This window comes from Stenotrophomonas sp. YJH_SMC_57 (genome assembly GCF_059369755.1).
The window spans coordinates 47,901-63,929 of record NZ_JCAFSZ010000014.1 but is presented as its reverse complement, the minus strand read 5'-3'; the positions used below and the strand labels follow the sequence as shown (position 1 = coordinate 63,929).

The following is a 16,029-nucleotide window of genomic DNA, read 5'->3' as shown; positions in this document are numbered from 1 at the left end:
GGTTCGTGAAGGGGCCCAATTTAATGAACTTCAATCGGGGGAACATTCATGATCGAGTCAGAAACCTCCGACTGATGAACAAATTCACGTCGTTTTCGGCCTGAAACGGGGTCAGTGCGCTTCGTCCCAGTTGCTGCCGATGCCGGTATCGACCACCAGCGGCACCCGCAGTTTGGCCGCTTGCGACATGCGTTCCACCACCTGCAAACGCAAGTCTTCGACGAAACTACTTTCGGTTTCGAACACCAGTTCATCGTGCACCTGCAGGATCATCCGTGCCGGTGCGCCGCTGTCACGCAGCCACTGGTCCACGTCCACCATCGCACGCTTGATGATGTCGGCGGCGGTGCCCTGCATCGGCGCGTTGATCGCCGCGCGTTCAGCACCCGCGCGCAGGCCCTGGTTGCGGGCATGAATGTCGTTCAGGTACAGGCGGCGGCCGAACAGGGTTTCCACGTAGCCCTGGTCGCGGGCCTGCTGGCGCATCCGCTCCATGAAGTCGCGCACGCCCGGGTAGCGGCTGAAGTACAGCGCCACGTAGTCCTGCGCCTGGCCACGGTCGATGCCCAGGTTGCGGGCCAGGCCGAACGCGCTCATGCCGTACATCAGGCCGAAGTTGATCGCCTTGGCGGCCCGGCGCTCGTTCGGGGTCACTTCCTCCAGCGTGCGCCCGAACACCTCGGCGGCGGTGGCACGGTGCACGTCGGCGCCCTGTTCGAAGGCGCGCACCAGGCCCGGGTCCTCGGACAGGTGGGCCATGATCCGCAGCTCGATCTGCGAATAGTCGGCCGCCAGCAGCTGGAAGCCCTCCGGCGCGATGAACGCGCGGCGGATGCGGCGGCCGTCCTCGGTGCGGATCGGGATGTTCTGCAGGTTCGGGTCCGACGAGGACAGGCGGCCGGTGGCGGCACCGGACTGGTGGTAGCTGGTGTGCACGCGGCCGGTGTCCGGGTTGACCATCTCCGGCAGCTTGTCGGTGTAGGTGCTGCGCAGCTTGGCCAGGCCGCGGTACTCCAGGATCACCCGCGGCAGCTCGTGCTGCTCGGCAATCGCCTCCAGCGCCTCTTCATTGGTGCTGGGCTGGCCCTTGGGGGTCTTCACCACCGCGGGCAGCTTCAGCTCATCGAACAGCACCGCCTGCAGCTGCTTGGGCGAATCCAGGTTGAAGCTGCGCCCGGCCAGCTCGGTGGCCTTCTGCTGCGCGGCCAGCATGCGCGAGGACAGGTCCTGGCTCTGCCGGCGCAGTTCGTCGGTGTCGATCCGCACGCCATTGGCTTCGATGCTGGCCAGCACCGGCACCAGCGGCATCTCGATGTCGCGGTACACGCTGTCCAGCGCCGGTTCGGCCAGCAGCTGCGGCTGCAGCGCATGGTGCAGGCGCAGGGTGATGTCGGCGTCCTCGGCCGCGTAGCGGCTGGCTTCGTCGATGCCCACCTGCGAGAACGGAATCTGCTTGGCGCCCTTGCCGGCCACGTCCTCGAACTTGATGGTGCTGTAGCCCAGGTAGCGCAGGGCCAGCGAGTCCATGTCGTGGCGAGTGGCGGTGGAATTGAGCACGAAGCTCTCGAGCATGGTGTCGTCGTGGTAGCCCTGCACGTCCACGCCGTGGCGGCGCAGCACATGCAGGTCGTACTTGCCGTGCTGGCCCAGCTTCTTCTTCGCCGGGTCCTGCAGCACCGGGCGCAGCGCGTCCAGCACCTGCTGCATCGGCAGCTGGGCCGGCGCACCCGGGTAATCGTGGCCGACCGGAATGTAGGCGGCCCTGCCCGGCTCGACGGCCAGGCTGACGCCGACCAGGCGCGCACGCATCGCGTCCAGCGCATCGGTCTCGGTATCGAAGCTGATCAGGTCGGCCTGCTGCAGGCGCTCGACCCAGGCCTGCAGCTGCTCGGTGGTCAGCACCGTCTCATATTCACCGGGCGCGGCCAGCGCCGGGTCCAGCGTGCCGGCGGCCGGCGCTTCGGCGCTGCCACGGGCGAAGCCGGCCGCGGTACCGCGCAGGCTCGGGGTGGCCTCACTGGCAGCAGTGGGCGCCGGCAGCGGTGCTCCCAGTTCCTTCAGCGCCTGGGTGAAGCCGTAGCGCGTATACAGCTCGGTCAGCTCCGGCACGTCCTGCTCGCGCAGGGCCAGCGTGGTCGGGCTGGCATCCAGCGCCACGTCGGTGCGGATGGTCACCAGCTCGCGGTTCAGCGGCAGCCGCTCCAGCGCGGCGCGCAGGTTCTCGCCGATCTTGCCCTTCATGGTCGGCGCGGCCGCCATCACCCCGTCCAGGTGCTGGTACTCGGCCAGCCACTTGGCAGCGGTCTTCGGCCCGCACTTCTCCACGCCCGGCACGTTGTCGACGGTGTCACCCATCAGTGCCAGCAGGTCGATGATCTGGTCGGCACGCACGCCGAACTTGTCCATCACTGCCGCGTCCGAATCCATGCGGCTGCCGGTCATGGTATTGACCAGCTCGATGCCCGGACGCACCAGCTGGGCGAAGTCCTTGTCGCCGGTGGAAATGGTCACCTTCAGGTCCTGCGCCAGGCCCTGCAGGGCCAGCGTGCCGATCACATCGTCGGCTTCCACGCCGGGGATGCGCAGGATGCTGATGCCCAGCGCCTCGACGATGCGGCACATCGGTTCGACCTGGCTGCGCAGCTCGTCGGGCATCGGCGGCCGGTTGGCCTTGTACTGGTCGTACAGGTCGTCACGGAAGGTCTTGCCGGGCGCATCGACCACGAACGCGACGTAGGCCGGGCGTTCCTTCAGCGTCGAGCGCAGCATGTTGACCACGCCGAACAGCGCGCCGGTGGGTTCACCCTGTGCATTGGACAGGGGCGGCAGCGCGTGGAACGCGCGGTACAGGTAACTGGACCCGTCGATCAGGACTAATCTGCTCATGCGCCGATTCTACGCGCCCGTGCCTGCACCGCGACGACACGGCACGCACCCGGCGATGGGGCATAATCAGGGCTCTATCCAGGCAAAGGCCCCCGCCGATGAAGACCCTGATGCTGGCTTCCGTGCTCCTGCTCGCTGGCTGCGCCAGCATGGGCGGTGCAGGTGCTCCCCCGGTGGACGTCAAGGGCGCCGATGTCTCCAAGCGCACCATGGACAACGGTGACACCATCGAGGAATACCGCGTGTCCGGCCAGCTGCGCATGGTCAAGGTGACCCCGTCGCGCGGCGCGCCGTACTACATGTACGACAAGAACGGCGACGGCCGTTTCGACAACGACAAGGACGGCGTGTCGCCGGTGTACTGGAAGCTGTACAGCTGGTGATGTGACCGGGGGTCGGATCCCTTTCCACAGGAACGGGCTCCGACCCCATCAAGGCGATCGGCACGGCCCATCCACGCATGGCGTGGATACACCGACGCCCACCACCCCACAAAAAAGACAACGCCGGCGCGCATCCTGCGGCCGGCGTCGGGTCCCCTCCCCGGGAACGCGTGAATCAGCGGGTGTGGATCAGCGGATGACCAGCACCGGCAGCGTGCTGCGTGCCAGCACTTCGGCGGTCTGGCTGCCCAGCAGCACGCGGGTGACGCCGCGGCGGCCATGCGAGGTCATCACGATCAGGTCGCTGTTGCGCTCGCCCGCCGTCTCGATGATGCCGTCGGCCGCGTAGCGGTCCAGCACATGCACCGGGTTGGCGGTAATGCCCTGCTCGGCGGCCTTGGCCAGCGCCGGCTGCAGCACCTTCTGTGCGCCTTCCTCGCGGTCGGCCTTGTACTCGGGGCTGTTCATGTAGCCCACGCTCCAGCCCATGGCGTCGTACATGCCGACGGCCCACGGCTCGGAAACGGTCACGATATCGACCTCGGCATTGAGGTCCTTGGCCAGCTCCAGGCCCTTGGCCAGGCCCTTGTCGGCCAGCTCGGACCCGTCGGTGGCAATCAGGATGCGCTTGTACATGGTGGGGCTCCGTAGCGATCTGCCAGATGGGAACAACACCATTGCACACCGGATGTGCAGGCCGCGCCTTGAGCAGGATCAATCCGGCGCCGCGCAGCGGCGTGTGCGCATCGCCCGCTTGCACGCGCCGGTCAGTGCGGCGCATGCTCGGCGGGCGGCGCACTGCCGCGCCCAAGGACGACCGACATGCAGGACAACAAACCGCCCGCCTGGAGTTCCCAGACATCCATCCTGGTCGCCGCGATCATCGCCTTGGCGGTGCTGTTCGGCGGCTACCAGATCGGCAAGGACATGGCGCTGCGCGACAATGCGCGGCAGGCGGCCGGCCGGTAACCCGCCTGGCTCAGGCGATCTGCACCACGCGTGCGTTCTGGCACAGCGGGTAGCTGGCCACGAATTCCGCGATCGCATCACGCATCGCTTCGAACGATTCGCCGTACATGTACAGCGCGGTCTCGGTCGGGCCCTGCCACCAGCTGCAGATCTCACCGAGGCCGTCGATGTTCTCCGACAGCTGTTCGAACACGTGGTTGGAATCGCACTGCTCGTAGACTTCGTCCGGCAGGGTGAGGCCGTCCAGGTAGATGCCCAGGCCTTCGGTCACGCCGAAGCTGCGGTCGGCCTCGCCCGCACCCTGCAGCTGCGAGCCCTTCGGTGCACCCAGCTGCTCCAGCAGATCGATCAGCTTCGGCACGCCGCTCGCATCGATCAGCGCCACTTCGATATCGCCGTACTCGACCTCGCCCAGGTCGGACATCGCGGTCCCGCCGCCGGTCAGCTCGCCCACCTGGGCCGCCTGCAGCAGCGCATCGAGCGGATCCTCGAACAGTTCATGGCGGTGCTCCGGCTGCAGCCGGGCGTTCAACTTCACGGTGACGTGCAGCGTGGGTTCGGTCATCGGGGCGTTCCTGGAAGATGTCAGGCCCCATTGTAGAGTCGAAGGTAGCGGCAGGAGCCGCTGCCAACGTCGCTTGCGACGGCCCGAAGGGTGCCGGTCAGGACGACCGGCATAGCTTGCTCGACTGCTCTTTCCCCACCAGAAGCAGCCGAGCATGGCTCGGCTCTACAGAAGAAGCAGGACGGTGATCAGATCACCGTCAGGTTGGCATACGCCATCACCAGCCACTTGCTGCCGGCGTCGGCGAATTCGACCTGCACGCGGGCGTGCGCGCCGCTACCTTCGTAGTCGGTCACCATGCCTTCGCCGAACTTGGGATGGGTGACCAGCGCGCCGAGCTTGAGCGGCGGTGCCTCGATCGAGGCATGGCCCATCACCCGGCTGCTGCCCAACGAGGCCGGCCGCGAGACCTGCACCTTCGGCCGCACTTCATGCAGCAGCTCGCGCGGGATCTCGCGCAGGAAGCGCGACGGCAGGCTGTAGTTGTCCTGGCCATGGATGCGGCGCGATTCGGCGTAGCTCAGCACCAGTTTCTGGCGCGCGCGGGTGATGCCCACGTAGGCCAGGCGGCGCTCTTCTTCCAGCCGACCGCTTTCCTCCAGCGAGCGTGCACTGGGGAACAGGCCTTCTTCCAGGCCGGCCAGGAACACCAGCGGGAATTCCAGGCCCTTGGCCGAGTGCAGGGTCATCAGCTGCACGCCGTCCTCGCCCGCCTGCGCCTGGCCTTCGCCGGCCTCCAGCGCCGCATAGGCCAGGAACGCGACCAGCTCGTCCATGTCCTCGCCCACTTCCTCGATGTCGTCGGCGCGGCGCACGAAGCGCGAAGCCACCGAGACCAGTTCGTCGAGGTTGTCGGTGCGCGATTCCGAATCCAGCGCGTTGCGGCTTTCCTTGCTCCAGTGCTCGCGCAGCTGCGAGCGGGCCAGCACGTGGTCCACGCGCTCGGCCAGGGTCATGTGCAGGGTCTGCGCCTGCAGCTCGTTGACCAGCACCAGGAAGCCGGCCAGCGCATTGCGCGCACGTGCGGCCAGCGCGCTGCCCTGGGTGACCAGCATGGTCGCTTCCCACAGCGAGATGCCCTGCGCGCGCGCCTCGCGGCGCACTTCGTCCAGCGTGCGGTCGCCAATGCCACGGGTGGGCGTATTGACCGCGCGCTCGAACGCCGCGTCATCGTTGCGGTTGGACAGCAGGCGCAGGTAGGCCAGCGCGTCCTTGATTTCGGCACGCTCGAAGAAGCGCATGCCACCGTACACGCGGTACGGCACCTGCTCGCTCAGCAGGGCTTCTTCCAGCGCACGCGACTGCGCGTTGCTGCGGTAGAGCACGGCCACTTCGGTGTAGCTGCCACCGTCGCGCACCCACTGGCGCGCGCGCTCGACGATATAGCGCGCTTCGTCCATCTCGTTGTACGCGGCATACAGGTCGATCGGCTCGCCGTCGCCGCTGTCGGTCCACAGCTGCTTGCCGATGCGGTCGGGGTTGTGCGCGATCACCGCGTTGGCGGCGCCGAGGATGTTGGCGGTGGAGCGGTAGTTCTGTTCCAGGCGGATGGTCTGCGCGCCCGGGAAGTCACGCAGGAAGCCCTGCACGTTCTCCACCTTGGCACCGCGCCAGCCATAGATGGCCTGGTCATCGTCGCCAACCACGAATACGTGGCCGGAATCACCGGCCAGCACCCGCACGAAGGCGTACTGGATGGCATTGGTGTCCTGGAACTCGTCCACCAGGATTTCGCGGAAGCGGGCGCGGTAGTGCGACAGCAGCGCCGGGTTGTCGCGCAGCAGCTCGTGCGCGCGCAGCAGCAGCTCGGCGAAGTCGACCAGGCCGGCGCGGTCGCAGCGCGCCTGGTACTCGATGTAGGCCTGGCGCATGGTTTCCAGCCACGCGTCGTTCGGTTCGGGCTGGATGTGCTGCGGGCGGCGGCCTTCGTCCTTCTGCGCGTTGATCCACCACGCGATCTGCTTGGCCGGGTACTTGCCGTCGTCCAGTTCCAGCGCCTGCACCACGCGCTTGACCAGCCGCAGCTGGTCGTCCGAATCCATCACCTGGAAGCCTTCGGGCAGCTTCGCGTCCTGCCAGTGCAGGCGCAGCAGGCGGTTGGCCAGGCCGTGGAAGGTGCCGATCCACATGCCACGGCTGCCGTTGGGCAGCTGCGCGTCGATGCGGTGGCGCATTTCGCCGGCCGCCTTGTTGGTGAAGGTCACCGCGAAGATGCCGTGGGTCGGCACGCCATCGACTTCATGCAGCCAGGCGATGCGGTGGGTGAGTACGCGGGTCTTGCCGGAACCGGCACCGGCCAGCACCAGGTGGTGGCCGGGGGGAGCGGAGACGGCTTCGCGCTGGGCCGGGTTCAGGCCATCAAGCAGGTGGGAGACATCCATGCCCCCATTTTACGGCATCGCCGTCGCTGCTCCTGCGACCACCTGGGTGGCCAGTGCCTGCGCCTGCTGACGCAGTTCAGGCACGGCCAGGCTTTCCCACAGGCTGCCGATGCGCAGGCTGCCGAGCACGCCCAATCGTGCCTGCGACTGGCCGCCGGCGGCGCGCAGGCGATCGCCCGGCACCGTGCTGTCCAGGCCCAGCCCGTGCGGGCCGGGGCGGGCCAGCCCTTCGGCCTGCAGCTGTTGCAGCAAGGGATTGCGCAGCGCGCTGGCACGGGTCTCCACGCCAGTGGCGTTGATCACCCCGCCGATCGTCCACTGCTGTTCATTGCCCGAGGCATCGCGGCCGGACAGCTGCACGGCGCCGCCCTCGCGCCAGACGCGTTGCAGGCGGCTGCGGTGAATGCGCAGCTGGCCACTGTCCTGCAGCGCCTGCAACTGCGCATCCACCTCTTCGGCGATGCGATGGCGATGCACGTCCCAATAGCGCACCACATGGCGCAGGAAGCGGCGCTGGTCGGCCTCATCGAGGCTGCACCACAGTGCCTGCCCGTGCGGACGGATGCGGTCCATCACGCCCTGCCACGGCAGGCCTTCAGCCTGTGCCTGGCGCGCGAAGCCGCGCAATGCGCGCAGGCGCTGGCGCAGGTTCATCGGCAGCAGCGTGGCCGGGTCGAAGCTGGGCAGGCCACCGTGGGCATGCGGCAACGGCAGCAGGCCATGGCGCGAGATCACATACAGCTGCCCGCCATGGCCGGCAGCAACCAATGCCAGCACGGTGTCGGCCATGCTCAGGCCAGACCCGACAATGGCCACGGCCTGCTCGCCGGCCAGGGTGCGTACGCCGTCGTAGTCCCAGGCCTCGATCACATCGTCGGCAGGCAGCGCATCGGCGCCAGCCACCGGCAGCGGGCGCATGCTGTTGCCGGTGGCCAGCACCGCCTGTGCGGCGTGCAGCGTCTGGCCATCGCCCAGCTGCAGTTGGTAACCATGGTCATCCGGCTGCAGGCCCAGCACCGGCTGCGCGATCACCTGCAGCTGCGCCGGGCTGGCCGCGGCGGCGTCCTGCAGGCGCTGCTGCAGGTAGGCGGCGAAGTAGTGGCGGCACACGTAGCGCTCGCCCAGCACCTCGCGCGCCTCGCCCGGGTAGGCGTTGGCGGCCATCAGGTAGTCGAGGAAATCGCCGGGCGCGTCGGCAAACGCACTCATCTTCGCCGCCGGCACGTTCAGCAGATGCTCCGGCCACGGCGTGGCATAGGCGATGCCCTGTGCCAGCTTCGAGGCCGGCTCGAAGATGGCCAGCGCCAGCGGCGCACGGGCCTGGCGCAACACCTGGATCGCCACCAGCACCCCGGCCGCACCGCCACCGATGATCGCCAGGTCCAGTTCGCCATTACGCGGTGAATCAGTCATGGGCCGATTGTAGGCCATCGGCGATGACAGGCCGGCGTGCCGAAGCGGGCGGTTACTGCGGCCTCACATCAACGCATCGGCCAGGCGTGCGATGCCTTCGCGGCTGCGCCGCCACGTCGGGCGGCTGCGCCACTGCTGCAGGTCCAGCTGCCGCGACTCGCGCAGGTAGCCGTCCTCGATCGCGCACAGCTGCTGGACCAGCGCGCGGTCGTAGCAGATCAGGCCGATTTCGGCATTCAGCGCGAACGAGCGGATATCCATGTTGATCGAGCCAAGCACGGCGATGTCCTCGTCCACGCTCATGTGCTTGGCGTGCAGGAACTGCGGTTCGTACAGGGCGATGCGCACGCCACAGCGCAGCAGCTCGTCGTAGTACGCCTCCTGCGCCCACGAGGTCAGCCGCTGGTTGTTGCTGGCCGACAGGATCAGCTGCACCTGCACGCCGGACAACGCCGCGATGCGCAGCGCGCTCAGCGTGGCTTCGTCGGGCACGAAGTACGGGGTGACCATCACCAGCCGGCGCCGCGCCAGGTGGATCAGCGCCGCCACCGCATCGCGCGCGTTGCTGTACGGGTAGGCCGGGCCGCTGGGCAGCAGCTGGGTGGCGATGTCGTCGCTGCACTCGGGCACATCGGCGATCACGTCCAGGCGCTGGCCGGTTTCCATGTACCAGTCGCTGGCGAACACCGCCTCCAGATGCGCCACCGCGGGGCCACGCACACGCGCCACCAGCTCGCGGTTCGGGTGGCCGGGCACGAAGCCGGGGCCGGCCAGGTTCTGCGAACCGACGTAGGCCACCTCGTTGTCGATCACCGCGATCTTGCGGTGGTTGCGCAGGTCCATGCGCCCGCTGCGGCGCCAGCGCAGGCCCCCGGGCAGCATCGCGCGCACTTCGATGTCGCGCGCTTGCAGGCGCTTGCGATAGGCGCGCAGGCCGCGCTTGGCGCCCACCGCGTCGAGCAGCACGCGGCACTGCACGCCACGTGCGGCCGCACGCTGCAGCGCCTCGACCACTGCCTCGCCCACCGCATCATCGAACATCAGGTAGTACAGCAGGTGCACGCGGTCTTCGGCCTGGTCGATGTCGGCGATCAGCGTGTGCAGCGATTCGTCGTAGTCGGTCAGCAGATCGACCGCGTTGCCGTGCACCGGCATGAAATCGCCCTGGCGCTGCACCAGCGGCACGATCTCGGCGCAGGCGGTGTCCGGTTGCGGGGTCCAGCGCAGGCGATGCTGCAGCGCCTGTTCCTCGCGGATGACCTGCGAGGCCTCGGCCTGGCGGCGGATGCGCTCGCGCGACAGCCACGGGTGGCCGAACAGCAGGTACAGCGGCAGGCCCAGCAGCGGCACGAAGCCGACCAGCAGCAGCCAGCTGCGCGCCGCCCCCGGCGTGGTGCGGGTGGGGATCCAGCACAGCGCGACCAGCCGGATCAGCCAGTCGATCAGCAGCAGGTACGAACCCAGCAACCACTCGAACAGCATCGCGTCGCCCGTCGGGAGGTGATGGGCCATTCTGCCCAGCGGGGTGTGTAGAGTCGAGCTTGCTCGACTGCTTTGAACCAGCGTGTCGACCAAGGTCGACACCTACCGGGTGTGGGGACAGCGTGCCGGCCAACGGTCGGAAGCCACCACATCAGTATCGGAGCGGTCGGCAGCCACCAGGAAATGCCGGGCATGAAAAAACCCGCCACAAGGGCGGGTTTCTTCGCGGGGACCAGCAATCCGTGCGGATTACTTGATCTTGCCTTCCTTGTACGGGACGTGCTTGCGCACGACCGGATCGTACTTGGAGAATTCCATCTTCCCCGGGGTGTTCTTCTTGTTCTTGTCAGTCGTGTAGAAGTGACCGGTACCGGCGGTCGAAATCATACGGACCTTATCGCGCTTGCCTGCCATGATCGTCTACTCCTCAGACCTTTTCGCCGCGCGCACGCAGCTCAGCCAGAACGGAATCGATGCCGTTCTTGTCGATGGTGCGCAGTGCATGCGCGGAAACACGAAGCTTCACCCAGCGGTTCTCGCTGGCAACCCAGAAGCGGCGCTCGTGCAGGTTGGGCAGGAAACGACGACGGGTCTTGTTGTTGGCGTGCGAGACGTTGTTACCGGTCTGCACTCGCTTGCCGGAAACCTGGCATACGCGGGACATGGCGCACCTCGATAGTAAGTTGTGTCAGCCCGTAGCCCGGGAGACGGCGGCCTCGGTGGTTGCCCACCACACGTCAAGAGAATCAAAGGGTTACGCTGGCGTTGGGCGGCCGGGGACGTGCTCCCGGGGGCGCCGCCCGGTAGAAAACCGGACACAGCGAGCCGCGCATTATGCACGGGTTCAATCACTTGCGCAAGTTACCCACAGGCTGTGGCTGAACGCGCCCGGCGGCGGGCCTCAACGCAGGTGCGGAATCACCTGCGCCAGCAGATGGGCATCCTTCAACGCACCGTGCAGGCCTCGGTTGCCCGGAATGCGCAGGCGCTGCAGTACATCGTCCAGCTTGTTGCCCTGGCCGGGCCAGCGCCCGCGCGCCAGCTTCAGGCTGCAGGTAATCCGGCAATGCTGGGCCAGCGTGCCGGGAATGCCGGACAGGCGCAGCTCGTTGTCGAGGAAGCCCACATCGAAGGTGGCGTTGTGCGCGACCATCTCGCTGCCGCGCAGGAACGCCAGCAGTTCGGCGGCCTTGCTGGAGAACAGCGGCTTGCCCACCAGCATCGCATCGCTGATGCCATGCACGCGCTGTGCGCCCCAGTCGACCTTGCGCTGCGGCTGCAGGTAGGTGTGGAACTGGCGCCCGGTGAGCTGGCCATCGATCAGTTCGACGGCACCGATCTCGATCACCCGGTGCCCCAAGCGGTGCGAGATGCCGGTGGTTTCGGTATCCAGTGCGACGATGCGGCTCATGCGTGACCAGGTTTCCTGTTGCGTGCCGTGGTGATTTTCGCACGTGCAGCCGCGTGAGCGGGTTCGGAAACGTTGCAGATGCTCACCCCAGCACCTCCACCACCCAATCAATGAACACCCGCAGCCGCTGGCTCATGTGCCGGTTCGGCGGGAACATCACATGCATCGGCATTGGTGGCAACTGCCAGTCCTGCAGCACCGGCAGCAGCTCGCCACGCGCCACGTGCGGTTCGGCCATGTAGCTGGGCAACGCCACCACGCCCAGCCCCGCCAACGCCGCGGCCAGATAGGCATTGCCGTCGTCGAAACCGACCGTGTAGCGGCCCTGCACCTCGATGCGTTCATCGCCACGCTGCGCGCTGAACACTCTCGCCCGGCCACTGCGCGGGCTGAGGAAGCCGACCATGTGGTGATCGGGCCCTTCCAGCGCGCGCGGGTCGGCCGGCAGGCCAAAGCGCTGCACATAGCCCGGGCTGGCGTGGAAGCCGATCGGCAGCGCGCCGAGCGGCCGCGCCACCAGTGCCGGGTCGGCCGGGGTGCCGCCACGGATCACGCAGTCGACGTTGTCGGCGATGACATCGACTTCGCGATCACTGACGCCGATATCCAGCTGGATCTCCGGGTAGCGCGCCTGGAAATCCGGCAGCGCCGGCACCAGCCGCAGCCGCGCGTAGGGCCCGGGCACGTCCACCCGCAGGCGCCCACGCGGCTGGGTGGCCGCATCACCCAGCCCACCCTCCACCTCTTCCAGCTCGGCCAGCAGGCGGGCGATGCGCGGGTAGTAGGCCGCGCCGTCGGCGGTGACACTGACTCGCCGCGTGGTGCGGTTGAGCAGGCGCAGCCGCAGGTGCGCCTCCAGCTGCTGTACCAGCTGGGTGACCGTGGTGCGACTGACCTGCAGGGTGTGAGCGGCGCGGGTAAAGCTGCCGGTCTCCACCACCCGGGCAAATGCCCGCATCGCCTCGAAGCGGTCCATGGCAGGTCGTTATTGTTTGGAATTGGCAATCAATCTAGGCCGATCATCGCGGTTTATCCAGACAGCGCCGGCGGGGAGGATGGCGTTCTCTCCCACGGGATCTTCCCCATGTCACAGCGTGATGTCGTTTTCCCCGCCGGGCGCCAGGCCCTGTACGAGCGCAACCGCTACTCGCCGGCAATCCGATCCGATGGCTTCCTGTTCGTCTCTGGCCAGGTCGGCAGCCGCGAGGACGGCTCGCCCGAGCCGGACTTCGAAGCGCAGGTGCGCCGCGCCTTCGACAATCTCAATGCAGTGTTGGCTGCCGCAGGCTGCACGTTCGATGACGTGATCGACGTGACCGTGTTCCTGGTCGATCCGGAAACCAACTTCGAGAAGGCGTGGGCGATCGTGCCCGAGTACTGGGGCGAAGCGCCGCATCCGACCCTGACCGGCATCGGCGTGACCTGGCTGTACGGGTTCCAGTTCGAGATCAAGGTGATCGCGAAGCTGCCTGCAGACCGGTAGTGCCGGCCGCTGGCCGGCAGCATCGAAAGGCGTGTCGACCAAGGTCGACACCCACCGGGGCAGGAGGTCGGCACCTACCAGGGCAGGAGGTCGGTACCCACCAGGGCAGAAGGCCCCCATGCCGCCCACCTGAACGGGAGATTCCGACGAATTCCCGAAGCGGCCATTGATATTGTATCCGGCGAAAACCGCTTGCTAGCCTCCCCTTCATGCGCCGGATCTCCCGCCACCTCCGCTCGTACCTGCTGATGCTGCTGATGGCGGCGTTCGTGGTCGTGCCGGTGGCCGACGCACTGGCGTGCACGGTGGAACCGCATGCCAGCACGGTGCACGTGGAGTCCGCACCGGATGCCGATGGCGATGCCGACGGCAAGCATGTCGGTGCCTGTGGTCACAACCACTGCCACCACTCCAACCTGAGCCTGCCGGCACACACGCTTGCCGCCTTCGGCGCGCCGCTGCCGGCGCGCTGGATGAATGCAGGCGATGCGGCGACCTATGCGGTCGCCCAGGATGAATTGACGCGTCCTCCCCGGGGGTGAGTTGAGCGCGTCCCGCGATTGCGGGCTCCCGTTTCACTCACAACCGGAATCCCCCTATGTCGATCCTGACACCTCGGTCGCCGCGCGCGGCCGGGCTGGTCGTCGCTGTGCTGCTGGGCCTGGCCCCGGCGGCATCGGTGATGGCGCAAGCCGCCCCCTCCTACGACACCCTGCTTGAACGCCTGGACCAGCTGCCCGGCACCCGTGTGGGCACGGCACTGGCCGAGGCCGCCGATGCGCGCGCCGACCAGGCCCGTGCGTTGCCCAACCCTTCCCTCTCCTACTCGGCCGAAAATGCCTGGGGCACCGGCTCCTATGGCGGCATGGGCAAGGCCGACACCGTGCTCACCCTGTCCCAGCCGCTGGAGGTCTGGGGCCAGCGTGGCGCGCGCGTCCGTGCCGCCCGGGCCGAGGCACAAGCCGCTGCCCTGCGTGGTTCGCAGAGCCGCAGTGATGTCGCCAGTCAACTGGCGGTGGTCTACGCACAGGCGGAAAGTGCGTTGCGTCGTTACACCCTCGCCAGCGAAGCGCTCGCGCTGACCCGCGATGATGCGGCCGCCGTCAACGCGATGGTCAAGCAGGGACGCGAACCGCAGCTGCGCGCGGTGCAGGCGCAGAGCGAAGTGGCCAATGCCACGGCGTCGCTGGATGAAGCACAGGCGTTCCGCGATGCCGCGCTGGCGCGGCTGGCCGGTGCCGCGTTGCTGGATACGCCGGTGCAGTCGATCGACAACAGCCTGCTCGACCGTGCCCCGCCGCTGCCGCGCGGTGCCACCGACGCCGCACTGGCGGTGCGTATCGCAGAAGCGGAAGCCGATGCAGCCGGCAAGCTGGTGGAGGTGGAGCGCAAGCGCGCCCTGCCCGACCTCAGCGTCACTGCCGCGCAGACCCGCTTCCGCGAAGGCGGCGAGCGTGCCTACAGCCTCGGGGTCAGCCTCAGCATCCCGCTGTTCGACCGCAACCGCGGTGGCATCCGCGCCGCCAATGCCGACCAGCGCGCGGCCGAGGCACGCCTGGACCAGCAGCGCCGCGACAGCGAGGCCGATCGCCTGTCTGCCGTGGCCGGGTTGAAGGCCGCCGGCAGCCGTACCCGCGCCGCCGATGAAAGCGTGGTCGCCGCCGAAGAGGCGTATCGCCTCGCACGCGTCGGCTTCGACGCCGGTCGCATCTCGCAGCTGGAACTGCGCAGCACCCGCAGCGCCCTCATCGCCGCCCGCGGCACCGCCGTCGACGCGCGCCTGTCGCGCGTCGGCGCCGAAATCGATCTCGCCCGGCTTGAAGGGCGCGCACCCTTTGTGGAGGCCCCATGACTCTCTCCCGTTCCTTCCCGCTGATCGGCGGCCTCCTGCTGACCGTGTTGCTGGCCGGCTGCGCCGGCAATGCGCAGACACCTGCCAATGAAGACCCCACAACGGCCAAGGCCGGCACCGACGATGGCCACGGCCACGCTGCCGACAGCAAGGAAGCCAAGGCAGAAGCGGCGAAGGCGCCTGCGGACGCAGATGAAGGCGTAGTGCAGCTGACCCCGGAACAGATCAAGGCGTCCGGTATCGAGGTGGTCGCCGTCGGCCGCGGCGGTGGCGGTTCGACCCGCCTGTCCGGCCGGGTCGAACCGTCGGTAGGCGCACGTGCCTCGGTCGCCTCCACGGTGACCGGCCGCGTCGAACGCGTGCTGGTCGCGCCGGGCACGGCGGTGAAGCAGAACCAGGCGCTGGCCATCGTGGTCAGTGGCGAAGCTGCGGTGTTCCGCGCCAATGCGCTGGCTGCGTCGGCCGAAGCCGAGGCCGCGCGCCTGGCCTATGGCCGCGACAAGGCACTGGTCGAGCAGGGCGTGGTCGCCCGCCAGGAGCTGGAAGCCTCGCGCGCCCGCTCGCTGGCAGCACAGGCCCAGGCCGCCGCCGCGCAGGCCCAGGCCGCCGCCAACGGTGCGCCCGATGCCAGTGGCCGCGTGCGCATCACCAGCCCGGTGGCCGGCATCGTCGGCAACGTGCAGGTCACCCCCGGTGGCGTGGTCGCCGCCGGCAGCGCAGTGGCCGACGTCGCCGATCCGGCGATGAACGAGCTGGTGTTCACCGCGCCGCCGGCGCTGGCCGCGCAGGTCACGCCGGGCATGACGCTGGAAGTGAGCGTGCCGGGTGGCAGCTTCACCGCCACCGTTACCGGTTCGGCCGCCGATGTGCGCCAACAGGGCGGTGTGGCAGTGATCCGTGCCACGCCGGTGAATGCCGCGCTGCCGCCGGCCGGTTCACCGGTCTCGGCGGTGGTGGTCACCGAGGGCCAGGACGGTTCGCTCAGCGTGCCCGCCGATGCGGTGCAGAACGTTGATGGCAGCAGCGCGGTGTTCGTCGCCGTCGACGGCGGCTTCAAGGCGCAGCCGGTGCTGGCCGGGCGCCGTGCTGGCGACCGCATCGAGATCCTCGGTGGACTGACCGGCAACGAGCGCATCGTCGGCGCCAATGCCTTCCTGCTCAAGGCCGAACTGGCCAAGGGCGAAGCCGAGCACGGCCACTGAGG

Annotated in this window: 16 protein-coding genes; 6 read left to right on the top strand and 10 right to left on the bottom strand. The window is 68.2% G+C overall.

Going from position 1 to position 16,029, the window contains the following annotated elements; all coding sequences use genetic code 11:
• Positions 1–111: 111 nt before the first annotated feature.
• The gene (polA, locus tag AC5P7U_RS17880; protein WP_197563346.1) at positions 112–2,886 is read right to left on the bottom strand and encodes a DNA polymerase I; all 2,775 of its coding nucleotides are present in this window, start codon (positions 2,884–2,886) and stop codon (positions 112–114) included.
• Between the two features lie 98 nt (positions 2,887–2,984).
• On the opposite strand from polA, the gene AC5P7U_RS17875 reads away from it, so the two are divergent.
• Entirely contained in the window at positions 2,985–3,269 is a 285-nt protein-coding gene (locus tag AC5P7U_RS17875) for a DUF2782 domain-containing protein (protein WP_040006855.1), read from the top strand.
• Positions 3,270–3,458: 189 nt separating this feature from the next.
• On the opposite strand, the gene AC5P7U_RS17870 is transcribed toward AC5P7U_RS17875, so the two are convergent.
• Positions 3,459–3,905: a universal stress protein gene (locus tag AC5P7U_RS17870; protein WP_005411629.1), complete on the bottom strand. Its 447-nt coding sequence runs from the start codon at positions 3,903–3,905 to the stop codon at positions 3,459–3,461.
• A 186-nt stretch (positions 3,906–4,091) separates the two neighbouring features.
• On the opposite strand from AC5P7U_RS17870, the gene AC5P7U_RS17865 reads away from it, so the two are divergent.
• Positions 4,092–4,238, top strand: coding sequence for a hypothetical protein (locus AC5P7U_RS17865; protein WP_006476817.1), 147 nt, complete (start codon positions 4,092–4,094; stop codon positions 4,236–4,238).
• 10 nt (positions 4,239–4,248) lie between these two features.
• On the opposite strand, the gene AC5P7U_RS17860 is transcribed toward AC5P7U_RS17865, so the two are convergent.
• The 8 genes from AC5P7U_RS17860 to AC5P7U_RS17825 form a co-directional block, all read right to left on the bottom strand.
• Positions 4,249–4,803: a hypothetical protein gene (locus AC5P7U_RS17860; RefSeq protein ID WP_312560853.1), complete on the bottom strand. Its 555-nt coding sequence runs from the start codon at positions 4,801–4,803 to the stop codon at positions 4,249–4,251.
• Between the two features lie 188 nt (positions 4,804–4,991).
• Positions 4,992–7,184 carry a DNA helicase II gene (uvrD, locus tag AC5P7U_RS17855; protein ID WP_053451155.1) on the bottom strand — a complete coding sequence of 731 codons (2,193 nt, stop codon included), beginning with the start codon at positions 7,182–7,184 and terminating at the stop codon, positions 4,992–4,994.
• Positions 7,185–7,193: 9 nt separating this feature from the next.
• Complete coding sequence (locus AC5P7U_RS17850; RefSeq protein WP_495221303.1) at positions 7,194–8,615, bottom strand: FAD/NAD(P)-binding protein; 1,422 nt, start codon at positions 8,613–8,615, stop codon at positions 7,194–7,196.
• Between the two features lie 45 nt (positions 8,616–8,660).
• Positions 8,661–10,079: a cardiolipin synthase gene (cls, locus tag AC5P7U_RS17845; protein ID WP_053451157.1), complete on the bottom strand. Its 1,419-nt coding sequence runs from the start codon at positions 10,077–10,079 to the stop codon at positions 8,661–8,663.
• A 249-nt stretch (positions 10,080–10,328) separates the two neighbouring features.
• Positions 10,329–10,496 carry a 50S ribosomal protein L33 gene (gene rpmG / locus AC5P7U_RS17840; RefSeq protein ID WP_170272460.1) on the bottom strand — a complete coding sequence of 56 codons (168 nt, stop codon included), beginning with the start codon at positions 10,494–10,496 and terminating at the stop codon, positions 10,329–10,331.
• 10 nt (positions 10,497–10,506) lie between these two features.
• Positions 10,507–10,743, bottom strand: a complete 237-nt coding sequence (gene rpmB, locus AC5P7U_RS17835; protein WP_005411638.1) for a 50S ribosomal protein L28 — start codon at positions 10,741–10,743, stop codon at positions 10,507–10,509.
• A gap of 237 nt (positions 10,744–10,980) precedes the next feature.
• Positions 10,981–11,490, bottom strand: a complete 510-nt coding sequence (gene dnaQ / locus AC5P7U_RS17830) for a DNA polymerase III subunit epsilon (protein ID WP_049456343.1) — start codon at positions 11,488–11,490, stop codon at positions 10,981–10,983.
• An 82-nt stretch (positions 11,491–11,572) separates the two neighbouring features.
• The gene (locus AC5P7U_RS17825; protein WP_006476843.1) at positions 11,573–12,466 is read right to left on the bottom strand and encodes a LysR family transcriptional regulator; all 894 of its coding nucleotides are present in this window, start codon (positions 12,464–12,466) and stop codon (positions 11,573–11,575) included.
• A 108-nt stretch (positions 12,467–12,574) separates the two neighbouring features.
• On the opposite strand from AC5P7U_RS17825, the gene AC5P7U_RS17820 reads away from it, so the two are divergent.
• The 4 genes from AC5P7U_RS17820 to AC5P7U_RS17805 all read left to right on the top strand — a co-directional run bounded on the left by AC5P7U_RS17820 (position 12,575) and on the right by AC5P7U_RS17805 (position 16,027).
• Positions 12,575–12,973 carry a RidA family protein gene (locus tag AC5P7U_RS17820; protein ID WP_133935915.1) on the top strand — a complete coding sequence of 133 codons (399 nt, stop codon included), beginning with the start codon at positions 12,575–12,577 and terminating at the stop codon, positions 12,971–12,973.
• 209 nt (positions 12,974–13,182) lie between these two features.
• Positions 13,183–13,515, top strand: a complete 333-nt coding sequence (locus AC5P7U_RS17815; protein ID WP_495221302.1) for a hypothetical protein — start codon at positions 13,183–13,185, stop codon at positions 13,513–13,515.
• Positions 13,516–13,571: 56 nt separating this feature from the next.
• A complete protein-coding gene (locus AC5P7U_RS17810) occupies positions 13,572–14,825 on the top strand; it encodes a TolC family protein (protein WP_495221301.1) in 1,254 nt (417 codons plus the stop codon).
• The gene (locus AC5P7U_RS17805) at positions 14,822–16,027 is read left to right on the top strand and encodes an efflux RND transporter periplasmic adaptor subunit (RefSeq protein WP_495221299.1); all 1,206 of its coding nucleotides are present in this window, start codon (positions 14,822–14,824) and stop codon (positions 16,025–16,027) included. Before AC5P7U_RS17810 ends, AC5P7U_RS17805 begins: the two co-directional genes overlap by 4 nt.
• Positions 16,028–16,029 lie beyond the last annotated feature (2 nt).

Coding starts and splice junctions, on each gene's coding strand:
- AC5P7U_RS17820 (WP_133935915.1), top strand. CDS start 12,575: ATGTCACAGCGTGATGTCGTTTTCCCCGCCGGGCGCCAGGCCCTGTAC.
- AC5P7U_RS17825 (WP_006476843.1), bottom strand. CDS start 12,466: ATGGACCGCTTCGAGGCGATGCGGGCATTTGCCCGGGTGGTGGAGACC.
- AC5P7U_RS17810 (WP_495221301.1), top strand. CDS start 13,572: ATGTCGATCCTGACACCTCGGTCGCCGCGCGCGGCCGGGCTGGTCGTC.
- dnaQ (WP_049456343.1), bottom strand. CDS start 11,490: ATGAGCCGCATCGTCGCACTGGATACCGAAACCACCGGCATCTCGCAC.
- AC5P7U_RS17850 (WP_495221303.1), bottom strand. CDS start 8,615: ATGGCCTACAATCGGCCCATGACTGATTCACCGCGTAATGGCGAACTG.
- rpmB (WP_005411638.1), bottom strand. CDS start 10,743: ATGTCCCGCGTATGCCAGGTTTCCGGCAAGCGAGTGCAGACCGGTAAC.
- polA (WP_197563346.1), bottom strand. CDS start 2,886: ATGAGCAGATTAGTCCTGATCGACGGGTCCAGTTACCTGTACCGCGCG.
- uvrD (WP_053451155.1), bottom strand. CDS start 7,184: ATGGATGTCTCCCACCTGCTTGATGGCCTGAACCCGGCCCAGCGCGAA.
- cls (WP_053451157.1), bottom strand. CDS start 10,079: ATGCTGTTCGAGTGGTTGCTGGGTTCGTACCTGCTGCTGATCGACTGG.
- AC5P7U_RS17860 (WP_312560853.1), bottom strand. CDS start 4,803: ATGACCGAACCCACGCTGCACGTCACCGTGAAGTTGAACGCCCGGCTG.
- AC5P7U_RS17805 (WP_495221299.1), top strand. CDS start 14,822: ATGACTCTCTCCCGTTCCTTCCCGCTGATCGGCGGCCTCCTGCTGACC.
- AC5P7U_RS17870 (WP_005411629.1), bottom strand. CDS start 3,905: ATGTACAAGCGCATCCTGATTGCCACCGACGGGTCCGAGCTGGCCGAC.
- AC5P7U_RS17815 (WP_495221302.1), top strand. CDS start 13,183: ATGCGCCGGATCTCCCGCCACCTCCGCTCGTACCTGCTGATGCTGCTG.
- AC5P7U_RS17865 (WP_006476817.1), top strand. CDS start 4,092: ATGCAGGACAACAAACCGCCCGCCTGGAGTTCCCAGACATCCATCCTG.
- AC5P7U_RS17875 (WP_040006855.1), top strand. CDS start 2,985: ATGAAGACCCTGATGCTGGCTTCCGTGCTCCTGCTCGCTGGCTGCGCC.